The organism is Geodermatophilus sp. CPCC 205761 (genome assembly GCF_051383655.1).
In the GTDB taxonomy this organism is placed as follows: Bacteria; Actinomycetota; Actinomycetes; order Mycobacteriales; family Geodermatophilaceae; genus Geodermatophilus.
In genome coordinates this window covers 1-19,923 of the sequence record NZ_JALPKQ010000070.1, presented here as the reverse complement: position 1 = coordinate 19,923, position 19,923 = coordinate 1, and the positions used below count along the sequence as shown (strand labels likewise).

The 19,923-nt window shown below is 76.2% G+C and carries 22 protein-coding genes and 1 pseudogene; 11 read left to right on the top strand and 12 right to left on the bottom strand.

Annotated elements, in window-relative coordinates; all coding sequences use genetic code 11:
- Positions 1-156 precede the first annotated feature (156 nt).
- From MY526_RS25400 to MY526_RS25390, 3 genes are read right to left on the bottom strand one after another with little or no spacing between them, the layout of a single operon-like run.
- Positions 157-855 (bottom strand): hypothetical protein, encoded by a 699-nt coding sequence (locus tag MY526_RS25400; protein WP_436691195.1) that lies wholly within the window; start codon positions 853-855, stop codon positions 157-159.
- Complete coding sequence (locus MY526_RS25395) at positions 852-1,772, bottom strand: ABC transporter ATP-binding protein (RefSeq protein WP_436691193.1); 921 nt, start codon at positions 1,770-1,772, stop codon at positions 852-854. The genes MY526_RS25400 and MY526_RS25395 overlap by 4 nt, the downstream gene beginning before the upstream one ends.
- The gene (locus tag MY526_RS25390; RefSeq protein WP_436705348.1) at positions 1,769-2,131 is read right to left on the bottom strand and encodes a GntR family transcriptional regulator; all 363 of its coding nucleotides are present in this window, start codon (positions 2,129-2,131) and stop codon (positions 1,769-1,771) included. Before MY526_RS25390 ends, MY526_RS25395 begins: the two co-directional genes overlap by 4 nt.
- Positions 2,132-2,233: 102 nt before the next feature.
- Between MY526_RS25390 and MY526_RS25385 the strand changes: the two genes are divergently transcribed.
- The 11 genes from MY526_RS25385 (at position 2,234) to MY526_RS25335 (ending at position 12,291) form a co-directional block, all read left to right on the top strand.
- Positions 2,234-3,367, top strand: coding sequence for an epoxide hydrolase family protein (locus MY526_RS25385; RefSeq protein ID WP_436691189.1), 1,134 nt, complete (start codon positions 2,234-2,236; stop codon positions 3,365-3,367).
- Positions 3,368-3,445: 78 nt separating this feature from the next.
- Positions 3,446-3,748, top strand: coding sequence for an urease subunit gamma (locus MY526_RS25380; protein ID WP_436691187.1), 303 nt, complete (start codon positions 3,446-3,448; stop codon positions 3,746-3,748).
- A 212-nt stretch (positions 3,749-3,960) separates the two neighbouring features.
- The gene (locus tag MY526_RS25375; protein WP_436705347.1) at positions 3,961-4,263 is read left to right on the top strand and encodes an urease subunit beta; all 303 of its coding nucleotides are present in this window, start codon (positions 3,961-3,963) and stop codon (positions 4,261-4,263) included.
- Positions 4,263-5,984 carry an urease subunit alpha gene (locus tag MY526_RS25370; RefSeq protein WP_436705346.1) on the top strand — a complete coding sequence of 574 codons (1,722 nt, stop codon included), beginning with the start codon at positions 4,263-4,265 and terminating at the stop codon, positions 5,982-5,984. The genes MY526_RS25375 and MY526_RS25370 overlap by 1 nt, the downstream gene beginning before the upstream one ends.
- Positions 5,984-6,616 carry an urease accessory protein UreF gene (locus MY526_RS25365; protein ID WP_436691181.1) on the top strand — a complete coding sequence of 211 codons (633 nt, stop codon included), beginning with the start codon at positions 5,984-5,986 and terminating at the stop codon, positions 6,614-6,616. Before MY526_RS25370 ends, MY526_RS25365 begins: the two co-directional genes overlap by 1 nt.
- On the top strand, positions 6,606-7,277 hold the full coding sequence (gene ureG / locus MY526_RS25360; RefSeq protein ID WP_436691179.1) for an urease accessory protein UreG: 672 nt from the start codon (positions 6,606-6,608) through the stop codon (positions 7,275-7,277). The genes MY526_RS25365 and ureG overlap by 11 nt, the downstream gene beginning before the upstream one ends.
- A complete protein-coding gene (locus MY526_RS25355) occupies positions 7,274-7,990 on the top strand; it encodes an urease accessory protein UreD (RefSeq protein ID WP_436691177.1) in 717 nt (238 codons plus the stop codon). Before ureG ends, MY526_RS25355 begins: the two co-directional genes overlap by 4 nt.
- Positions 7,987-9,300 carry an allantoinase AllB gene (gene allB, locus MY526_RS25350; RefSeq protein ID WP_436705345.1) on the top strand — a complete coding sequence of 438 codons (1,314 nt, stop codon included), beginning with the start codon at positions 7,987-7,989 and terminating at the stop codon, positions 9,298-9,300. Before MY526_RS25355 ends, allB begins: the two co-directional genes overlap by 4 nt.
- Positions 9,301-9,357: 57 nt before the next feature.
- The gene (gene alc, locus MY526_RS25345; RefSeq protein WP_436705344.1) at positions 9,358-10,479 is read left to right on the top strand and encodes an allantoicase; all 1,122 of its coding nucleotides are present in this window, start codon (positions 9,358-9,360) and stop codon (positions 10,477-10,479) included.
- A gap of 100 nt (positions 10,480-10,579) precedes the next feature.
- Positions 10,580-10,879 carry a DUF4333 domain-containing protein gene (locus tag MY526_RS25340; RefSeq protein WP_436691171.1) on the top strand — a complete coding sequence of 100 codons (300 nt, stop codon included), beginning with the start codon at positions 10,580-10,582 and terminating at the stop codon, positions 10,877-10,879.
- A gap of 38 nt (positions 10,880-10,917) precedes the next feature.
- Positions 10,918-12,291 (top strand): 8-oxoguanine deaminase, encoded by a 1,374-nt coding sequence (locus MY526_RS25335; protein WP_436705343.1) that lies wholly within the window; start codon positions 10,918-10,920, stop codon positions 12,289-12,291.
- A 57-nt stretch (positions 12,292-12,348) separates the two neighbouring features.
- On the opposite strand, the gene egtE is transcribed toward MY526_RS25335, so the two are convergent.
- The 9 genes and pseudogenes from egtE to MY526_RS25290 all read right to left on the bottom strand — a co-directional run.
- A complete protein-coding gene (gene egtE, locus MY526_RS25330; protein WP_436705342.1) occupies positions 12,349-13,479 on the bottom strand; it encodes an ergothioneine biosynthesis PLP-dependent enzyme EgtE in 1,131 nt (376 codons plus the stop codon).
- Between the two features lie 27 nt (positions 13,480-13,506).
- A complete protein-coding gene (locus tag MY526_RS25325) occupies positions 13,507-14,256 on the bottom strand; it encodes an anti-sigma factor (RefSeq protein WP_436691165.1) in 750 nt (249 codons plus the stop codon).
- Complete coding sequence (locus MY526_RS25320; RefSeq protein WP_436691163.1) at positions 14,237-14,833, bottom strand: RNA polymerase sigma factor; 597 nt, start codon at positions 14,831-14,833, stop codon at positions 14,237-14,239. The genes MY526_RS25325 and MY526_RS25320 overlap by 20 nt, the downstream gene beginning before the upstream one ends.
- A gap of 44 nt (positions 14,834-14,877) precedes the next feature.
- The gene (locus tag MY526_RS25315; protein WP_436691161.1) at positions 14,878-15,528 is read right to left on the bottom strand and encodes a class F sortase; all 651 of its coding nucleotides are present in this window, start codon (positions 15,526-15,528) and stop codon (positions 14,878-14,880) included.
- A gap of 23 nt (positions 15,529-15,551) precedes the next feature.
- The gene (locus tag MY526_RS25310) at positions 15,552-16,367 is read right to left on the bottom strand and encodes a DUF4397 domain-containing protein (RefSeq protein ID WP_436705341.1); all 816 of its coding nucleotides are present in this window, start codon (positions 16,365-16,367) and stop codon (positions 15,552-15,554) included.
- A gap of 280 nt (positions 16,368-16,647) precedes the next feature.
- Complete coding sequence (egtD, locus tag MY526_RS25305) at positions 16,648-17,616, bottom strand: L-histidine N(alpha)-methyltransferase (protein WP_436705340.1); 969 nt, start codon at positions 17,614-17,616, stop codon at positions 16,648-16,650.
- Between the two features lie 36 nt (positions 17,617-17,652).
- Positions 17,653-18,345 (bottom strand): ergothioneine biosynthesis protein EgtC, encoded by a 693-nt coding sequence (gene egtC / locus MY526_RS25300; protein WP_436705339.1) that lies wholly within the window; start codon positions 18,343-18,345, stop codon positions 17,653-17,655.
- The gene (gene egtB, locus MY526_RS25295; protein ID WP_436705338.1) at positions 18,345-19,658 is read right to left on the bottom strand and encodes an ergothioneine biosynthesis protein EgtB; all 1,314 of its coding nucleotides are present in this window, start codon (positions 19,656-19,658) and stop codon (positions 18,345-18,347) included. The genes egtC and egtB overlap by 1 nt, the downstream gene beginning before the upstream one ends.
- Positions 19,655-19,923, bottom strand: a pseudogene (locus MY526_RS25290) (ergothioneine biosynthesis glutamate--cysteine ligase EgtA); the annotation flags it as partial. The gene egtB and the pseudogene MY526_RS25290, both read right to left, overlap by 4 nt.

The window sequence follows — 19,923 nt, the reverse complement described above, 5'->3', positions numbered from 1 at the left end:
CCGGCCATGCCGGGGCCGGGCCCGTCCGCACCGAACCTCCCGCCCCCCGGCGATCTCCGCGGAGAACGACGGGCAACGGGTCCCCGCAGGGCCGGGACGTGAGTCGACCCCTTCGTCACGTGACGGAAGGGGTCGACGGCGGGGGCGGAGCGAGCGTCAGGGGACGACGCGGCGGATGCCTCCGTAGGACAGTGCGGCGACGACGGCGGCGATCGCGACGGGGATGCCGATGGCGAGGGTGCCGGTCGACTGGTCGGTGAGCCAGCGCCAGACGTCGCCCCACGCGTTCAGGCCGGTCGCCAGGACGGCGAGCCCGCCGGAGAACAGCACGCTCAGGATGACCAGCGTCCACAGGCCGTTGGACCCCCAGCGCTTGAACACCACACCGATGCCGATGCCGGTGAAGATCAGCGCCAGCATGGGCGCACCCGAGACGAGGACCTGCAGGAAGAAGTTGTCCACCAGCATGGGTGTGGGAACCCAGAAGTTCAGGTCGACGCCCCAGCCGCCGGTGGCCTGTCCGATCTCGTTGAGGACGGCGAGCGCGATGCCGTACCCCAGCGCCGACAGGACGCCGACCAGCGCGGTGCCGAGCCAGTAGGTGCGCCGGCTCAGGCTGACGCCCATCGCGAACGGCAGCAGCTGGGTGAGCGCCTGGACGAACACGACGCACACCGTGATGTAGAGCGCCGTGACGCCACCGGTGAAGTTGTTCGGGTCGTGCTGCGCGACGTCGGCGAGCCCCCAGATGGCCACGTTGAGGGCGAAGCTGATCCCGACGACCATCCACGGCACGCCGAAGATGACCAGGGGGTGCACGACCTGCAGGCGGGCTGCGGCGAGGACACGGTTCATCGGGTGACCTCCTCGAGGTCGTCGGAGGTGGCGGCGGCGGCGTCCGGTCGCGCGGTGCTCAGGCTCATGGCCACGACCAGTTGCTGGAGGGTGGTCGGCTCCCAGGACAGGCCGGCGGCGCTCGCGTCGTCGCCGTCCGCACCGTTCCGGAGCCGGACGACGGCCCGACTGTGCCCGCCGACGGACTCGCTGTGCAGCAGCTCGTGCCGGCCGGTGAAGGCGGCCACCGCAGCCCGCGGGCCGGTCACCGTGAGCGCGGAGCCGCGCAGGGACTCGGCGTCGGCATCGAGCAGCACCCGGCCGCGGTCGATCAGCAGCACCCGCTCGAGCAGGCTGGCGATCTCCTCGATCAGGTGCGTGGAGAGGACGACGGTGCGGGGGTGCTCGGCGTAGTCGGCCAGCAGCCGGTCGTAGAAGAGCTGCCGGGCGACGGCGTCCAGGCCGAGGTAGGGCTCGTCGAAGAGCGTGACCGGCGCCCGCGAGGCGAGCCCGATGACGATGCCGACGGCGGAGTTCATGCCGCGGGACAGCTTCTTGATCGTCCGCTTGGCCGGCCGGTCGAAGTCCTGCAGGAGGGCGGCCGCGAGGTCGCCGTCCCAGGCGGGGAACAGCATCGCCGCCGCGGCCAGGGCGTCGCGCACCCGGAAGTGGTCGGGGTAGCGCTGTCCCTCCTTGATGAAGCAGATCCGGCTCAGCACGTCGTCGTTCTCGTACGGCCGCGCACCGAACACCTCGACCCGCCCGCTGGTCGGCACGCGGTGGCCGGTCAGCAGCTGCATCAGCGTGGTCTTGCCGGCGCCGTTGCGGCCCAGCAGGCCGGTGATGGCGTCCTGCTCGATGACGGTGCTGACCCCGTCCAGGGCGGTGTGCTCGCGAAAGCGCATGGTCACGTCGTGCACGGTGGCGACGGCGGTCATCGGGTCTCCTCCCAGCGGTCGATCATGTCGGCGAGCTCGCGGACGGTGATGCCGAGCTTCTGTGCCTCGGTCATCAGCGGGCGCACGTACTGGTCGGCGAACTCGCTGCGCCGACGCTTGAGCAACTGCTCACGGGCGCCCGTGGCGACGAACATCCCGACTCCTCGTCTCTTGTGGAGGACCCCGTCGGCCACCAGCTGGTTGAGCCCCTTGGCCGCCGTCGCGGGGTTGATCCGGTGGAAGGCGGCCAGCTCGTTGGACGAGGGCGCCTGGCTCTCCTCGGCGAGGGAGCCGTCGACGATGGCGTTCTCGATCTCGTCGGCGATCTGCCGGAAGATCGGGCTGCCGTCCTCGATCACGGTCCGACCCGCGCCACGCCCCGCTGGCTCATGGGTTCATTACTCATGTAATGAACCGTAGGACCGGGCAGGTCCACCGCGCAAACCCACTACGGTGGGTCGATGGACGACGGCGCCCTCCGCCCCTTCACCGTCGACGTGCCCCGGGACGACGTCGAAGAGCTGCGCCGCCGGCTGCGGGCGACCCGCTGGCCGGAGCCCCCGACCGTCGACGACTGGTCCCAGGGCGTTCCGCTCGGCGACCTGCGGGACCTCTGCCGCTACTGGGCCGAGGAGTACGACTGGCCGTCCCGGCAGGCGCGGCTCAACGCCGTCGAGCAGGTCGTCACCGAGGTCGACGGCCTGCCGATCCACGTCCTGCACGCCCGCTCGCCGCACGAGGGCGCCCTGCCACTGGTCATGACGCACGGCTGGCCGGGGTCGGTCGCGGAGTTCCTCGACGTGCTGGGCCCGCTCACCGACCCCGCCGACCCGCGGGACGCCTTCTCCGTCGTCGTCCCGTCCCTGCCGGGCTACGGCTGGAGCGGGAAGCCGGCCGCCCCCGGGTGGGGGCTGACCCGGACCGCCGACGCGTGGGCGGAGCTCATGACCCGGCTGGGCTACGAGCGGTTCGGGGCGCAGGGCGGCGACATCGGCTCGTTCGTGTCGGCCAACCTCGGCGCCCGCCACCCCGACCGGGTGGTCGGCGTCCACGTGAACATGGCGGTCAACGGGCCGCCGGAGGGGCAGACGGAGTTCACCGAGCGGGAGCAGCGGGCGCTGGAGCGGGAGCGCCACTACCGGACCGTCGACGCCGCCTACAACCAGCAGCAGCGGACCCGCCCGCAGACCCTCGGCTACGGGCTGACCGACTCCCCGGCCGGCCAGTGCGCGTGGATCCTCGAGAAGTTCTGGTCGTGGACCGACAGCGGCGGCGACCCGCTCGGGGTGCTCGGCGCCGACCGGCTGCTCGACCACGTCTCGGCGTACTGGTTCACCGGCTCGGCGACGTCGTCGGCCCGGATGTACTGGGAGATGGCCCAGGAGCCGGCCGCCCGGACGCCGACCGTGCCGGTGCCGGCCGGCGTCTCGCTGTTCCCGCGCGACATCCTGCAGCCGACCCGCGAGTGGGCGTCGGCGCAGTACCGCGACCTGCGGATGTGGCGCGAGCACGACCGGGGCGGCCACTTTGCGGCGATGGAGCAGCCGGAGCTGCTGGTGGCCGATGTGCGGGAGTTCTTCCGCCCCCTCCGGTGAGCGGCCGGCCGGCGCGCAACAGACCTGTCACACCGCCCGGTTACCGTCCGGGCTCCGCCGCACCCGGGAGGCCCGCCCGTGCACCTGACCCCCCACGAGCAGGAACGGCTGCTGCTCTCCTACGCCGCCGAGCTGGCCCGCCGGCGCCGGGCGCGCGGGCTCAGGCTGAACCTCCCGGAGGCGACGGCCGTCGTCACCGACCACGTGCTCGAGGGCGCCCGCGACGGCGTGCGCGTCGCCGAGCTCATGCAGTCGGGCCGCACGGTCCTCTCCCGGGACGACGTCATGGACGGCGTCCCCGAGCTGCTGGGGGAGGTGCAGGTGGAGGCGACGTTCCCGGACGGGACCAAGCTGGTGACCGTCCACCACCCGATCCCGTGAGCGCCAGCGAACGGGACCATCGAGCAGAGCCCGTGAGCGCCGGCGAACGGGACCATCGAGCAGAGCCCGTGAGCGCCGGCGAACGGGACCATCGAGCAGAGCCCGTGAGCGCCGGCGAACGGGACCATCGAGCAGAGCCCGTGAGCGCCGGCGAACGGGACCATCGAGCAGAGCCCGTGAGCGCCGGCGAACGGGACCATCGAGCAGAGCCCGTGATCCCCGGTGAGGTCATCGCGGCGGTCGGCGAGATCGAGACGCGGCCGGGGGCGCCGCGGGTGGAGCTGGAGGTGACCAACGCCGGCGACCGCCCGGTGCAGGTCGGCTCGCACTTCCACTTCGCCCAGGCCAACGGGGCGCTGCTGTTCGACCGCACCGCGGCCCACGGGCACCGGCTGGACGTCGCGGCGGGCACCGCGATCCGGTTCGAGCCGGGCATCACCCGCTCGGTGACCCTGGTGCCGCTGGCGGGTGCGCGCGTCGTGCCGGGGCTCACCCGCGAGGGAGGGCTGCGCTGATGGTGCGGCTCTCCCGCGAGCGCTACGCCCAGCTGTACGGGCCGACCGTCGGCGACCGCGTCCGGCTGGCCGACACCGACCTGCTCATCGAGGTCGAGGAGGACCGCTGCGGCGGCCCGGGGCTCGCGGGTGAGGAGGCGGTCTTCGGCGGCGGCAAGGTCATCCGCGAGTCGATGGGGCAGGGCCGGGCGACCCGCGCCGAGGGTGCGCCCGACCTGGTGATCACCGGTGCCGTCGTCCTCGACCACTGGGGGATCGTCAAGGCCGACGTCGGCGTCCGCGACGGCCGGATCGTCGCGCTCGGCAAGGCGGGCAACCCCGACACGATGGACGGCGTCCACCCCGCCCTGGCCATCGGCCCCGGCACCGAGGTGCTCGCCGGCAACGGCCGGATCCTGACCGCCGGCGGCATCGACTGCCACGTGCACTTCATCTGCCCGCAGATCGTGCCGACGGCGCTCGGCTCGGGGGTCACCACGCTCATCGGCGGCGGCACCGGGCCGGCGGAGGGGTCCAAGGCCACCACGATCACCCCGGGCGACTGGTACCTCGCCCGGATGCTCGAGGCGATGGACCCGTGGCCGGTCAACGTCGCGCTGCTGGGCAAGGGCAACACGGTGCGGCGGGAGGCGCTGGCCGAGCAGCTGAGGGCCGGTGCCAGCGGGTTCAAGCTGCACGAGGACTGGGGCTCCACGCCGGCGGCGATCGACGCGTGCCTCACCGTGGCCGGTGAGCACGGCGTCCCGGTGGCGCTGCACTCGGACACCCTGAACGAGGCCGGGTTCGTCGAGGACACCCTCGCCGCGATCGCCGGCCGGAGCATCCACGCGTACCACACGGAGGGAGCCGGGGGCGGTCACGCGCCCGACATCATCACCGTGGCCGGGCACCCCAACGTGCTGCCGTCGAGCACCAACCCGACCCGGCCGCACACGGTCAACACGCTCGACGAGCACCTCGACATGCTCATGGTCTGCCACCACCTCGACAGCTCGGTCCCGGAGGACCTCGCCTTCGCCGAGAGCCGGATCCGGCCGACGACGATCGCCGCGGAGGACCTGCTGCACGACGTCGGCGCGATCTCGATGATCGGCTCGGACGCCCAGGCCATGGGCCGGGTCGGGGAGGTGGTGCTGCGCACCTGGCAGACGGCGCACGTGATGAAGCGCAAGCGCGGCTCGCTGGCCGGGGACGGCGCCGCGGACAACCTGCGGGCCCGCCGGTACGTCGCGAAGTACACGATCTGCCCCGCCGTCGCGCACGGGATCGACGCCGAGGTGGGCTCCGTGGAACCGGGGAAGCTCGCCGACCTCGTGCTCTGGGACCCGGGGCTGTTCGGGGTCCGGCCGCACGCCGTCCTCAAGGGCGGGGTCATCGCGTGGGCGCAGATGGGCGATGCCAACGCCTCGATCCCCACGCCGCAGCCGGTGCTGCCCCGGCCGATGTTCGGCGCCTCCGGACGGGTGCCGGCGCGGACGTCGCTGCACTTCGTCGCCCCGGCCGCGGTCGAGGCGGGCCTGGCCGAGCGGCTGGCCGTGGACCGGCGGCTGGTCGCGGTCGCCGACACCACCCGGCTGACCAAGGCCGACCTGCCGGAGAACACCGCGCTGCCCGACATCCGCGTCGACCCGGACACCTTCACGGTGCGGGTCGACGGCGAGGTCTGGGAGCCCGAGCCGGCGCGCGAGCTGCCCATGGCCCAGCGCTACTTCCTGTTCTGATGACGGCCGCGCTGCTCACCCTGGCGGACTCCCGGCTGCCCGCCGGGGGGCACACGCACTCCGGCGGCGTGGAGCAGGCGATCGCCGCCGGGGTGGTCACCGACGCCGGCTCGCTGGCCGCCTTCCTGCGCCGCCGGCTGGCCACCGCGGGAGCCGTGGCCGCCGGCCTGGCGGCCGCGGCATGGGGCGCCGACGCCGCCGGGCTGGCGGAGCTCGACGCCGAGGCCGACGCCCGGACGCCGTCCCCGGCGTTGCGGGCCGCCTCGCGCCAGCAGGGCCGCGGGCTGGTGCGGGTCGGCCGGCGGGCCTGGCCCGCACCGCGCTGGGACGCGCTGCCCGCCGCACCGCACCACCCGCTGGCGCTCGGCGTGGCCGCGGCCGCGGGCGGGCTGACCGCCGCCGACGCGGCGTCGGCCGCCGCCTACCTGTCGGTCAGCGGACCGGCCACGGCGGCGCAGCGGCTGCTCGCGCTCGACCCGCTCACCGTCGCGGCCGTCACCGCGCGCCTGGCGCCGGAGGTCGACGCGGTCGCCGCCCGCGCCCGCTCGGAGCTGCCGGCGGTCGCCGATCCGCTGCTCGACCTGCTCGCCGAGGTGCACGCCGCACGGAAGGACCGGTTCTTTGCCTCCTGACCACGACCTGCACGACTACGTCGACCCCGCCGAGCCCGGTCGCCGCCCGGGAGGCCCGGTGCGGATCGGCCTCGGCGGTCCGGTCGGCTCCGGCAAGACCGCGTTGGCCGCGGCGCTGTGCCGCACGCTGGGCGCCGAGTACGACCTGGCGGTCGTCACCAACGACATATACACGACCGAGGACGCCGACTTCCTGCGCCGCAACGCCGTCCTCCCCGACGACCGGATCGAGGCCGTGCAGACCGGCTGCTGCCCGCACACCGCGATCCGCGACGACATCACCGCCAACCTCGACGCGGTGGAGCTGCTCGAGCAGCGGCACCCCGGACTCGAGCTGGTGCTCGTCGAGTCCGGCGGGGACAACCTGACCGCGAGCTTCAGCTACGGCCTGGTGGACGCCCAGGTGTTCGTGGTCGACGTGGCGGGCGGGGACAAGGTGCCGCGCAAGGGCGGCCCTGGAGTGACCGCCTCCGACCTGCTCGTGGTGAACAAGACCGACCTCGCGCCGCTGGTCGGCGCCGACCTGGACGTCATGCGCCGCGACGCGGACGCCGTGCGCGGCGGGAAGCCGACGCTGCTGATCTCGCTGCGCGAGGACCCGACGGCGGCGCCGGTGGCCGAGTGGGTGCGCGCGCAGGTCCGGGCGCGCGTGGCCGCGTGAGGACCGTCGTCGAGGTGGTCGCCCGGCCCGGTCCCGGCGGCCGCACCGTCCTGCCCGTGGTGCGCGCCAGTGGTCAGCTGGCGGTGCGGCGGACCGGCCCGGCGACCGTGCACCTCGTCGCGACCGCGTTCGGCCCGCTCGGCGGGGACGACGCGGAGATCCGGCTGGTGGTCGAGGCGGGCGCGACGCTGGCCGTGCGGTCGGTCGCCGCGGCCGTGGCGCTCCCCGCCCGGGAATGGACGCAGCCGTCGGTCCAGCGGGTCTCCGCGGAGGTCGACGGCGTGCTCGACCTCCGTCTCGAACCCACCGTCGTCGCCGCCCGGGCCGCCCACCGGGCCGGCCTGACCGCCCGGCTCGGGCCGGCGGGCGTGCTCACCGCCACCGAACGGGTGCTGCTCGGCCGCGCCGGCGAGGAGCCCGGGCGCTGGACCGGCACGACCCGCGTCGAGCGCGACGGGCGTCCGCTGCTGCACACCACCGTGGGGCTCGGTCCGGGCGAGCCGGCCTGGCTCCCGCCAGTGGCGCCCCGCGCGTACGCCGCCACGGTGCGGATCGGGGGCGGTGGCGGCAGTGCGGTGGCCACCGGCACGGACGCCGTCCGGCTGCCCCTTCCCGGCGGCTGGGTGGCGACGGCGTGGGGCGGCGAGCTGCACCGCGTCGTGCAGGCGGTGGAGGCGCTCGGGCAGGAGCCGGGAGCGAGGATGCCGGCGTGAGCCTCGTCGTCCGCGCGCGTCGGGTGGTGCTGCCCGCCGGCGAGCGCGCCGCCGCGGTGTACACCGAGCACGGCCGGATCACCGCCGTCACCCCCTTCGGCGACGCCCCGGCGGCCGCGGTGACCCTGGCCGACGACGAGGTGCTGATCCCCGGGCTCGTCGACAGCCACGTGCACGTCAACGAGCCCGGTCGCACCGAGTGGGAGGGCTTCGCCACCGCGACGCGTGCGGCGGCCGCCGGCGGGGTCACCACGATCGTCGACATGCCGCTGAACTCCGTCCCGCCGACCACGAGCGTCGACGCGTTGCACGTGAAACGGCGGGCGGCCGAGGGGCAGGTCGCCGTCGACGTCGCGTTCTGGGGCGGCGCGGTGCCCGGCAACGTCGACCAGCTGCGCCCGCTGCACGAGGCCGGCGTGGTCGGGGTCAAGTGCTTCCTGCTGGACTCCGGGGTGCCGGAGTTCCCGCCGCTGGACGACGCCGGACTGCGCGCCGCCCTCACCGAGCTCGCCCGGTTCAACGGGCTGCTCGTGGCGCACGCCGAGGACGCCGGGGTCATCGCGGCCGCGCCGCCGCCGGCCGGCTCCAGCTATGCGGCCTTCCTCGCGTCCCGGCCCGGAGCGGCCGAGGAGTCGGCGATCGCCGGTCTGGTGGCGGCGGCCCGCGACACGGGGGCGCGGGTGCACGTCGTCCACCTCGCCGACGCCGACGCCGTTCCGCTGCTGCGCCGGGCCCGCGCCGACGGGGTGCGGATCACCGTCGAGACCTGCCCGCACTACCTGACGTTCGCCGCCGAGGAGGTGCCCGACGGCGGAACGGCGTTCAAGTGCTGCCCGCCGATCCGGGAGACCCGGCACCGCGAGGCGCTGTGGACCGCCCTGGCCGACGGCGACGTCGACCTGGTGGTCAGCGACCACTCGCCGTGCACCCCGGACCTCAAGCGGCTCGACGTCGGTGACTTCGCGCTGGCCTGGGGCGGCATCGCCTCGCTGCAGGTGGCGTTCCCGGCGGTCTGGACCGGCGCGCGGGCCCGCGGGCTGGGCCTGGCGCAGGTGGTGGGCTGGATGTCCGCCGCGCCGGCCCGGCTGGCCGGCCTGACGGGGAAGGGCGCGATCGCGGTCGGGAAGGACGCCGACCTGGTCGCCTTCGCCCCGGACGAGCGCTGGCAGGTGGGGGAGCTGGCCCATCGGAACCCGGTGACCCCGTACGCCGGCCGGGAGCTGCGCGGCCGGGTGCGGCGGACCTGGCTGCGCGGTCGGGAGACCGACGGCCCCCCGACCGGCCGGCTGCTGCGCCGGGGGAGCCCGTGATCACCGGGGGAACAGTCGTGGGACAGTGACCCGCGCCGTCCGCGACAGGGGAGCCCGATGAGCGACGTCACCCGCCTGCCCGACCTGGCCAGCCGCGCGCTCGGCGGCGCGGTCGTCGGGGCCAACGACGAGTTCTTCGCCGCCAAGGAGAACCTGGTGCTGCCGCACCCGCCGGTCGCCCGCGCGGAGTTCGGCCACCGGGGCAAGGAGTACGACGGCTGGGAGACCCGGCGGCGGCGCGGCCCGGGCTCGGACTGGGCGATCGTGCGGCTGGGGACGCCGGGCATCGTCGCCGGGGTCGTCGTCGACACCACGCACTTCACCGGCAACCACCCGGCCCGGGCCTCGGTCGAGGGCGCCTCCGTGGAGGGGCACCCCGCCGTGCCGGAGCTCGCGCGCGCCGACTGGCAGCCGCTGGTGCCGCTGTCGGATCTCGCCGGCGACACGGCCAACGTCTTCGCGGTGGACTCGACCGTGCGGGTCACCCACGTCCGGCTGACCGTCCACCCGGACGGCGGCGTCGCGCGGCTGCGGGTGCACGGCACCGTCGTCCCCGACCCCCGGCTGGTCGACGCCGGCCCGTTCGACCTGGCCGCGGCGGAGTCCGGCGGCCGCGTCACCGCCGTGAGCAACGAGTTCTACGGCCGGCCGACGCAGCTGATCGCCCCGGGATTGACCCGCTCGATGGGCGAGGGCTGGGAGACCGCCCGCCGCCGCGACGACGGCAACGACTGGGTGGAGCTGGCGCTGGCCTGCGAGGGGGTCGTCACGCTCGCCGAGCTCGACACGTCGTACTTCCTCGGCAACGCCCCCGGGTCGGCGTCGGTGTCCGGCTCGGGTCCCGACGGCGAGGTCGTCGTCCTGCCGCGCACCCGCCTGCTGCCGGACACGCGGCACCGCTTCGCGCTCGCCGGCGGCCCGCCGGTCGAGCGGGTGCGGCTGGACGTGTTCCCCGACGGCGGCATGGCCCGCCTGCGGCTGTGGGGGCGGCCGACCGCCGCGGGCCGGGCGGCGCTGGGCCGCCGCTGGTTCGAGGCGCTGCCCGACGTCCAGGCGCTGGAGGTGCTCGAGTCGGTGGGCGTGCCACCGGCCGAGGCCGGCCGGCTGGTCGGCGCGCGTCCCCTGTCCGGGGAGTTGCCGCCGGCGGTCGCCCGGCTGCTGCTCGGTCCGGCGGGCTGATCGACCTCCGGCCGGGGCCCGACGGCCCGGCGCCGGCCCGGGGAGCCCGCGGCCACCGATAGGGTCGCAAGGCCGCTGCCGCCGTCCCGAGGAGCCGCCCGTGTCCCGCCCCGGCCCGCTGGTGCTGCTCGGTGTCCTGCCCGCCCTCGTCCTCGGACTGACGGCGTGCGGCAGCCCGACGGTCGCGCGGGACACCCTCGAGGACCAGGTCGCCGAGGCCCTCCAGCAGCAGCTCGGCGCCGAGGCCACGGTGAGCTGCCCGGGCGACCTGCAGGCCGAGGTGGAGGCGACCACCGTGTGCACCGCCACGGAGCCCGACGGCGACGAGTTCCGCTTCCGCATCGAGGTCACCGCGGTGGAGGGCGAGCAGGCGGAGTTCAGCATCACGCGGGTCGACTGACTTCTCCCCGGCCCCGCCCCGTCGGCAGGATGCAGCGCGTGGAGACCCCCGCCGACCTGCTGGTGCACGATGCCGAGCTGCTGGCCACCGTCGATGCCGACCGGCGGGAGATCGCCGGCGGCTGGGTGGCGGTCACCGGAGGGGTGGTCAGCGGGATCGGTGGCCCGGCGGACCCGCAGCCGGGCGCCGCCCGGCGCATCGACGCCCGCGGCTGCCTGGTCACCCCGGGCCTGGTGAACACCCACCACCACCTCTACCAGAACCTCACCCGCGCGTTCGCGCCCGCGCTGACCGGAGGGTTGTTCGACTGGCTGGTCACCCTCTACCCGCTGTGGGCGCGGCTGGACGAGGAGGCGGCGCACGTCAGCGCCTACGTCGGGCTGACCGAGCTCGCGCTGTCGGGCTGCACCACCTCCACCGACCACCTGTACGTCCACCCGCGCGGCGCCGGCGACCTGATCTCGGCCGAGGTCGCGGCCGCCCGCGAGCTCGGCGTGCGATTCCACCCCACCCGCGGGTCCATGTCGCTGTCGGTCAAGGACGGCGGGCTGCCCCCGGACTCCGTCGTCCAGGACGACGACGAGATCCTCGCCGACTCGCAGCGCCTGGTGGACCTCCACCACGACCGGTCGCCGACCGCGATGACCCGGATCGCGCTGGCGCCCTGCTCGCCGTTCAGCGTGTCGACGGGGCTCATGACCCGGACCGCCGAGCTGGCCGAGACCCTCGACGTCCGGCTGCACACCCACCTCGCCGAGACGCAGGACGAGGACGCGTTCTGCCTGGAGACGCTCGGCCGGCGTCCGGTGGACCTGCTCGAGGACGTGGGCTGGATGACCGACCGGGTGTGGCTGGCCCACGTCGTCTGGCCGTCGGCGACCGAGGTCGAGCGGCTCGGTGCCGCGCGGGTGGGGGCGGCGCACTGCCCGTCGTCGAACATGATCCTGGGCAGCGGCCTGGCGCCGGTCGCCGAGCTGCGGGCGGCCGGGGCGCCGGTCGGGTTGGGTGTCGACGGGTCGTCGTCCGCCGACGCCGCGTCGCTGTGGCTGGAGGCCCGGACGGCGATGCTGCAGGGGAAGCTCCGGCACGGCGCGGCCGCGATGTCGGCGCGGGACGCGCTGGAGATGGCCACCCGGGGCGGCGCCGCGTGCCTGGGCCGCACCGGGGAGATCGGCGAGCTGTCGGTCGGCGCGTGCGGGGACCTGGCGGTGTGGGCCCTGGACGGCGTCCGGTTCGCCGGGGCGCTGTCGGACCCGGTCGAGGCGTGGCTGCGGTGCGGGCCGGTCGCTGCGCGGCACACCGTCGTCGCCGGGCGGCCGGTGGTCGAGGACGGCGTCCCGGTGCACCCGGGGCTGGACGAGCAGCTCGCCGTCCACCGGCGGGTCTCCGCCGCGATCCAGGCGGCGGTGTGACCGTCGGTTCCGCGGAAACCGGCAGACGCTGCGCGCCGGTTTCCGCGGAAACCGACGCTAGAGGGCGGTGGCGAGGGCCTCGAGGTCGTCGACGGTGGCATCGAGGTGCGGGGAGACCCGCAGCACCGGCCCCGTCATCTCCCCCGGCGCGCGCTCGGGGCCGATGGCGGTGGTCACGATGCCGTGCTCGGTCAGCAGCCGCGCCCGCGTGGTGACGACGTCGACGCCGTCCGGCGGGCGCAGCGTCGTGGTCGCGGTCGGCTCGTCCAGCGGCTCGACCACCCGCCACCCGGCCGTGCCCTCCAGCACCTCGCGCCCGGCCCGCCCGAGGGCCGCCAGCCGCTCGCGCACGCGGTCGGGCCCGGCGGCCAGGTGCTCGCCCACCGCCAGCACCAGGCCGACCCGGCCGGCGACGTGCGCCTCCCCCGACTCGAAGGCGCGCAGCGGCGGGACGTCGCCCGCCTCGGCCAGGACCGGCGTGAGCTGCGCGGTGAGCGCCGGTCGCACGCACAGCACGCCCACCCCGCGCGGTCCGGCCAGCCACTTGCGGGAGGTCGAGTAGACGACGTCCGCGCCCAGGTCGGTGCCGACGTGCCCGAGGGACTGCGCCGCGTCCAGCACCAGCGGCACCCCGGCGTCCCGGCACGACGCGGCCACCTCGCGGGCCGGCTGGACGATCCCGCGGTGGCTGCCGATGTGCGTCAGGTGCACGAACCGCGGCGGGTCGGTGGCCAGCAGGCGGGCCACGCCGTCGAGGTCGGCCCGGCCGAGGCCGTCGACGGGCAGCGGCTCGGGGACCAGCCCCGCCGCCCGGAGCTGGGCGACGTTCGGCGCGTACTCGCCCGGCAGGCAGGCCACCCGGGACCCGGGCGTCAGCCGCCACCCGGACAGCAGCGCGACCAGCGCGGCCTGGGCCGACTCGACGAAGACGACGTCGGCCGCGGCCATCCCGACCAGCCCGCCGATCACCGACCGGCCCTGCTGCAGCAGGTCGTCGGCGGTCGCCTCGGCCACGTACCCGCCCAGCTCGGCCTCGTGCCGGGCGTGGTGGGCGGCGGCCTCCAGCACCCGGTGGCTCTGCCGGCTGCACGCGGCGCTGTCGAGGTGCCGCCCGGCGGGGCGGGGGCGCGCGGCGCGCCACGAGGCGCCGAGGTCCTCGTGGACGAGGTCGGGGTGGAGCAGGGTCACCCCACCACGCTAGGCGAGACCCGCGGCTCAGCTGTCGAGCACGCCACGGGCCACCGACACCCCGGAGTGCGACGGGTCGCCGTCCAGCGGCTCGACCGAGACGTCGACCACCGGGTACTCGCCGAGGTCGAGGCCCGGGGGCAGCTCGAGGGTGACGTCGCTGCCGCCCTGCACCACGCCGACCGCCTGGAGTCGGGAGACCGCCTCGTCCAGCAGCCAGACCTCGTAGTAGTCGTCCTCGAGCGGAACGGCGTCCAGCTCCAGCTCCAGGACCCGGGTGCCGTCGTCGCGCTCCACGACGCGGGCCTGGCCGGAGGCGTCGCTGCCCTCGAGCGGGTCGAGCGCGGCCGCGGCCACCGCGAGGCCGTCGTCGTCTCCGCTGCGCAGGGCGACCGCTGCGGCGCCGATGCCGGCGCCGACGACCAGGGCCGCCGCCGCGGCCAGCAGCAGCCGGGAACGGCGCGGCCGGAGCACGGTGACCGTCGCCGGAGGGGCGGGGGCCGGCTCGACCGCCGGAGGGGCGGTCCCGGGCCCTTCCGGGCGCGGTGCGGTGCTGACGCCGGTGGCGGCGGCGATGGCCGACCACACCGCGGGCGGCGGCGGGACGGCGGCGCCCGGCGCGGCCAGCTCGGGGACGGCGAGCGCGTCCACCCCGCGGCGCAGCGAGGCCACCTCCGCCCGACACTGCTCGCAGGTCTCCAGGTGCGCGGCGTCGTCGGCCGGCAGCGGTTCGCGGAGCGCGGCCAGGGCCAGCTGCTCAGGCGTGCAGTGCGGCACCGTCCACCTCCAGCCGGGTGCGCAGGCGCTCCAGGGTGCGCCGGATGTGGCTCTTCACCGTGCCCAGCGGCAGCCCGGTGCGCGCGGCGATCTGGGCGTGGGTGAGGTCCTCGAAGAAGGCCAGCTCGATGATGCCCCGCTGCGGCTGCCCGATGAGGTCCAGCTCGCCGAGCAGCAGCACCCGGTCGGCGACGGTGGTGTCGAGCGACTGGCCGGCCGGCTGGGGGGCGGACTGGGCCTCGGCGACCGCGGCCTCCGCGGTGCGGCGCTGCCGGTCCCGCCGCGCCCAGGCGTCGGCGATCTTGTGCCGGCAGACGCCGACCAGCCAGGCGGGGAGCGGGCCCTGGTCGGGGCGGTACCCGGCGCGGCCGGTCCACGCGGAGACGAAGGTCTGCTGGGTGACGTCCTCGGCGTCCGGGCCGGGTCCGAAGGCGCGCACCGCCATGCCGTGCACCTGCCCCGCCCACCGCTCGTAGGCCCAGGCGAGGGCCTGCTCGTCACCGGCCGCGAAGCGCCGGCCGATCTCGGCGTCGTCCGGCTCGGGGGCGACCCCGGCCGGGCGGACGTCGCTGCTCACCCGCCCGACCCTAGGCCCTGCGGCGCGGCGTTCCAGGAGCCCGGTCACGGTAGGGGCTCGGCGACGACGAGCACGTTGTCCCGGTAGCTGCCGTACTCCGGCAGGAACGGTCCGCCGCAGGTGACCAGCACCAGCCGGGGCGGGCCGTCGCGGCCGAAGACCCGGTCGAGCGGCAGCGCCTGCTTCGTCACGACCTCGCGCGCGACCACCCGCCAGCGCGTCGTCGCGCCGGCCGCGTCGGTGACGGCGACCTCGGTGCCGGCTTCGATCCGCCGGAGCCCGGCGAGCACGCCCAGGCCCTGCTCGCGGTCGTCCACGTGGCCCGCGAGCACGGTCGAACCCGCGGCACCGGGCGCAGGCCCGAACCGGTACCAGCCCACTCGGCCGATGTCGGCGGGGAGGTCCATGGCGCCGTCGGAGCGCACCCCGACCGGGTCCACCGGGGCGTCGATCCCGAGGGCCGGCACGGCCAGCCGCAGGGGCGCCGGCACCTGCGCGACGGCGACCGGGGCGGCGTCCCGGGTGGCGACCGCCGGTGCCGCGGCCGAGGTGGCCGGCGACGGCACCGACGGTGCGGGGAGGGCCTGCGCGACCGGCACGCCCGCCGCCGCCGGCTCCCGGGTCAGCTGCCAGGCGGCCGGTGTCCCGACCGCCACGGTCAGCCCCAGGACCACGCCGGCGGCGGCGCGACGCATGCCGATCCCTCCCCGCGCCCGGGTCAGACCCGGCTGCCGGCCAGCCGGCGGGCGGCGAGGCCCGCGGCGGCCAGACCGGCCAGCGACAGCGCCGCGAGCGGGGCCGGGAAGCCACCCTCGTCGGCCAGGCCCGCGGTGCCGCCGGGGACGCCGGAGGGTGCGGAGTGCGAGCCGGAGATCGTCTGGACGGCGAGGTCGAAGCCGGCCTCCTGGGAGCCCCAGGCGTAGACGATCGTGGTCGCGCCCTCCTGCAGCGTCAGGTCGGCCGGGCCGATCGCGACGGTGCCGGTACCGGCGAGGACGACGTCGGCGCTGATGGTGCCCGCCGTAACGGTGAGCGAGGCCTCGTTCGGGTTGGTCAGGTTCGGGGCGACGACCTGGCCGCCGGCGCGCACGTCCACGCCCGGGGCGGCGGCGGTGTGGCGGACCACCACCCGTGCCTGACCGGCCGGGACGGCCGAGGTGTCGTTGACGAACGGGGTGAGCGTCGGCGCGCCGTCGGCGCTGAGGTGGGCCACGACCGTGGCGTTGGCGCCGGCCGGGACCGCGACCCCGTCGGCCGACAGCAGCGGGCTGCCGGAGGCGTCCGGGGCGTCGGCGGGGAAGAGGGCGAGGTCGTAGTCGCCGGCGGGCACCTCGAGCGGGTCGGTCAGGGTGCCGGGCTGGAAGTCGTCGAGGAGCCGCTCGCCGTTGGCGTAGACGTCGACCGGGGTGTCGGGCACCCCGTGCAGGACCGAGATCGTCGCCGTGTCGGCGGCGAGGGCGGGGGACGCCCCGAGGGCGAGCAGGGAGCCGGTGGCGCCGGCGGCGAGCACGAGGGTGGTGCGAGTCCGCGTCACGGTGCGGGTCCTTCCGGTGGGGGGTGCCTGTCACCCCCTCCTTCTGGGCCGTCGGCGACGGTGGATGCAGACCGACGGCGACCTGATGGCTCGCTCCCCACCACGTCCTCCCGGGAAGCTCGTGGTCTGCCCACGGTGGTGGGCAGAGCACGAGTTCTCGCAGGGGACATGGTGGTCGGCTGCTTTCGTGCTCTGCCCGCGGTGGTGGGCAGAGCACGAGCACGCGCAGAACAGGTGGTGGGCTGGCGGCTCGCGGACTCTCCGCGCGGACAGCCCGGTCTCAGGCGGGTACGGACAGGGAGACGGCGAAGTCGCCGTCCGGGTCGGTCCACCAGTGCGTCAGTGCCAGCCCGGCGGCGGCCAGCTCGGCCGCGACCCCCTCACGGCGGAACTTGGCCGACACCTCGGTCCGCAACTCCTCCCCGGCGGTGAACGGGACGTCGAGGTCGAGGGCGGCCACGTGCACCACCTGGTCCACCCGGGAGCGCAGCCGCATCTCGATCCACTCGCGCTCGTCGTCCCACAGTGCGACGTGCTCGAAGGTGGCCGGGTCGAACGACGCGCCCAGCTCCCGGTTCAGCACGGCCAGCACGTTCCGGTTGAACTCGGCGGTCACCCCTGCCGCGTCGTCGTAGGCGCGCAGCAGCCGGCCGCGGTCCTTGACCAGGTCGGTGCCGAGCAGGAAGGAGTCGCCGGGCTGCAGGGTGCCCGCCAGCTCGGCGAGGAAGGCCGCCCGGGGCTCCGGCTCGAGGTTGCCGATCGTGGAGCCGAGGAAGGCGACCAGCCGGCGGCCGGACCGGGGCAGCTCGCGCAGGTGCCGGGTGAAGTCGCCGACCACCGCCGCCACCTCGACCCCGGGGTACTCCGCGGTGATCGCCGCGCCGGCGGCCCGGAGCACCGACGGATCGACGTCGCAGGGCACGAACCGGCGCAGCGTGCCCGCATCGCGCAGCGCGGTCAGCAGCAGCCGGGTCTTCTCCGACGTGCCGCTGCCGAGCTCGACGAGGACGTCGGCCCGGGAGTCGGCCGCGATCTCCGCGGCGTGCGCGGTGAGCACGGCACGCTCGGCGCGGGTCGGGTAGTACTCGGGCAGGCGGGTGATCTCGTCGAACAGCTCGCTGCCGCGGGCGTCGTAGAACCACCGCGGCGGCAGGGACTTCGGTCGGGCGGTCAGGCCGGCCAGGGCGTCGGCACGCAGCGCGGCGGCCGCGTCGGCGGGGACGAGGTGGCTGGTCAGCGAGATCGTCACGGGTCTCCTCGGGGCGGGTCGGCCGGCGGGTCGGGGTCAGGTCAGCGGGGTGATCGTCAGCCCGTCGGGGGGCGTCACCTCGACCAGGGAGCGGTCGGGGACGTCGGTCCACCGCGGGTCGTCGTCCCACGGCTCGCTGGCCAGCGCCGTGCCGTCGGGGGTGGTCAGCACCGACAGCGTGTCGCCCCACGTGGTGGCCAGCAGCCGGGTGCCGTCGGCGGCGAGCAGGTTGAGCCGGGCGGCCGGGTCGGCGGCGGCGACCTCGCGCACCGTCGCGCCGAGGGTCTCCGGACCCCGCGCGAACACCAGGGCGGCCAGCAGCGCGCTGTCGACGGTGGACTCGGCGTCCCGCACCGCCGGGAGCACCGCGCGGTCCACCCGGCCGTTGTGCGAGAGCAGCCACCGGCCGTCGGTGAACGGCGCCACGGCGCTCTCCTCGAGCGGCATGCCGACCGTCGCCGACCGGACGGCGGCCACCACGCACCCCGAGCTCAGCACCGGGGCGACCGAGGCGAACGAGGGGTCGGCCCAGAGCGGCCGCGCGGAGCGCCAGCGCGAAGGCCCGGCCCGGCCCGGGACGAAGAAGCCCACGCCCCAGCCGTCCGCGTTCACCGTGCCGTACCGCTGGCGGCGGGGCGCCCACGACTGCACCAGCAGCGAGGACGGCGGCTCGAGCACCAGGGCGGCCAGCGTCCGCGGCCGGCCGAGCCAAGCCAGGTGTCGGCACATCAGGCGCTGCCCTCGACCGGCCAGGCCAGCCGGAACCCGGCGAACAGCTGCCGGCGGACCGGGTGGTCCCAGTTGCGGAAGCTCGGTCGCAGGATCGACGGCCCGACTGCCCACGAGCCGCCGCGCAGCACGCGGTGGTCGCCGCCGAAGAACGGCGCCGAGTAGTCGGCGTAGCGCATCGGCCGGAACCCGGGCCAGGGCCGGAACGGCGACGACGTCCACTCCCAGACGTCCCCCATCAGCTGCTCGGCCCCGTACGCCGACGCGCCCGCGGGATACGCGCCCACCGGGGCCGGGCGCAGCGCGGCGCCGCCGAGGTTGGCCAGGGCCGGCGTCGGCTCGGCCGAGCCCCACGGGAAGCGCCGGCGCCGGCCGGTGGAGGGGTCCCAGACCGCGGCCTTCTCCCACTCGACCTCGGTCGGGAGCCGGGCGCCGGGCGGGACGGCGCCGGTCGCCCCGGCCCAAGCGGCGTACGCCTCGGCCTCGAAGTACGTGACGTGCTGGACCGGTTCGTCCGGGGGCAGGGCCTCGATGACGCCGAAGCGGGTGCGGGTGCCGTCGGCCCCCCAGAACTGCGGCCGGACCAACCCGGCCTCCACCCGGTGCGCCCACCCGCGCTCGGACCACCACCGCGGCGTCGCGTACCCGCCGTCGGCGACGAAGGCGGCGAACTCGGCGGTGGTCACCGGCACCCGGCCGATGCGGAACGCCGGGACGTCGACGACGTGCGCCGGCCGCTCGTTGTCCAGCGAGAACGGCTCGTCGGCGGCGTCCACCCCGAGCACGAACTCCCCACCCGGCACGAGCACCGAGCCGCCCGCGACGCCCGGCCGCCCCGGCGGGAGTGGTGCGCCGGCACCGAGCAACGGCGGGCCGGGGCGCAGGTTGAGCGCCTGCAGCATCGTCTCGTCGTGCTGCTGCTCGTGGCTGGCCACCATCGCGACGTCGAACGGGTCGTCGTCCGCCCCGAAGCGGTCCAGCCGGTCCAGCACCCGGCCGCGCACCTCGGCGCAGAACGCCCGCGCCTCGACCGGGGGCAGCAGCGGCAGCCGCGACCGGACGGCGCGGGGCTGGCGGAACGCGTCGTAGAGCGCCTCGACGCCGGACGGCAGCAGCCCCGGGCAGGCGCTGTCGCCGCCGCGGAGCAGCCACAGCTCCTCCTGCTGGCCGATGTGCGCGAGGTCCCACACCAGCGGGCTGAGCAGGGGGGTGTGCTGGCGCAGCAGCTCGGGGTCGTCGTGGTCGGTGAGCTGCAGCGTGCGCGTGCGGGCGCCGTTCAGCTCGCGGGCGAGGACCTCCCGCAGGTCGCTCACGCCGGCACCTCCACGGCCGCGAGCAGGGCGGCGGTGGGGCCGCCGGCCCGGGCGGCCCGGAGCAGGGCGTCGCCCGGGCTGGAGCCGCCGTCGACGAGCTCGGCCAGGGCCTCGACCTCCGGCCGCAGCGGCCCGGGGACGGCGTCGCACGCGGCCGCCAGGCAAGCGCGGGCGGCGGCGTGCAGGGCGGGGCCGGTCAGCCCCCGGTGCGCGGCCCGGCTCCACGCGCCGGCGACCGGTGCGCTGGCCAAGTGGGATCGTAGCC

Bases quoted from the DNA above. Each gene is read 5' to 3' on its own strand.
- MY526_RS25385 (WP_436691189.1), top strand. From the start codon at position 2,234: ATGGACGACGGCGCCCTCCGCCCCTTCACCGTCGACGTGCCCCGGGAC.
- MY526_RS25395 (WP_436691193.1), bottom strand. From the start codon at position 1,772: ATGACCGCCGTCGCCACCGTGCACGACGTGACCATGCGCTTTCGCGAG.
- MY526_RS25400 (WP_436691195.1), bottom strand. From the start codon at position 855: ATGAACCGTGTCCTCGCCGCAGCCCGCCTGCAGGTCGTGCACCCCCTG.
- alc (WP_436705344.1), top strand. From the start codon at position 9,358: ATGAGCGACGTCACCCGCCTGCCCGACCTGGCCAGCCGCGCGCTCGGC.
- MY526_RS25365 (WP_436691181.1), top strand. From the start codon at position 5,984: ATGACGGCCGCGCTGCTCACCCTGGCGGACTCCCGGCTGCCCGCCGGG.
- egtC (WP_436705339.1), bottom strand. From the start codon at position 18,345: ATGTGCCGACACCTGGCTTGGCTCGGCCGGCCGCGGACGCTGGCCGCC.
- MY526_RS25315 (WP_436691161.1), bottom strand. From the start codon at position 15,528: ATGCGTCGCGCCGCCGCCGGCGTGGTCCTGGGGCTGACCGTGGCGGTC.
- MY526_RS25370 (WP_436705346.1), top strand. From the start codon at position 4,263: ATGGTGCGGCTCTCCCGCGAGCGCTACGCCCAGCTGTACGGGCCGACC.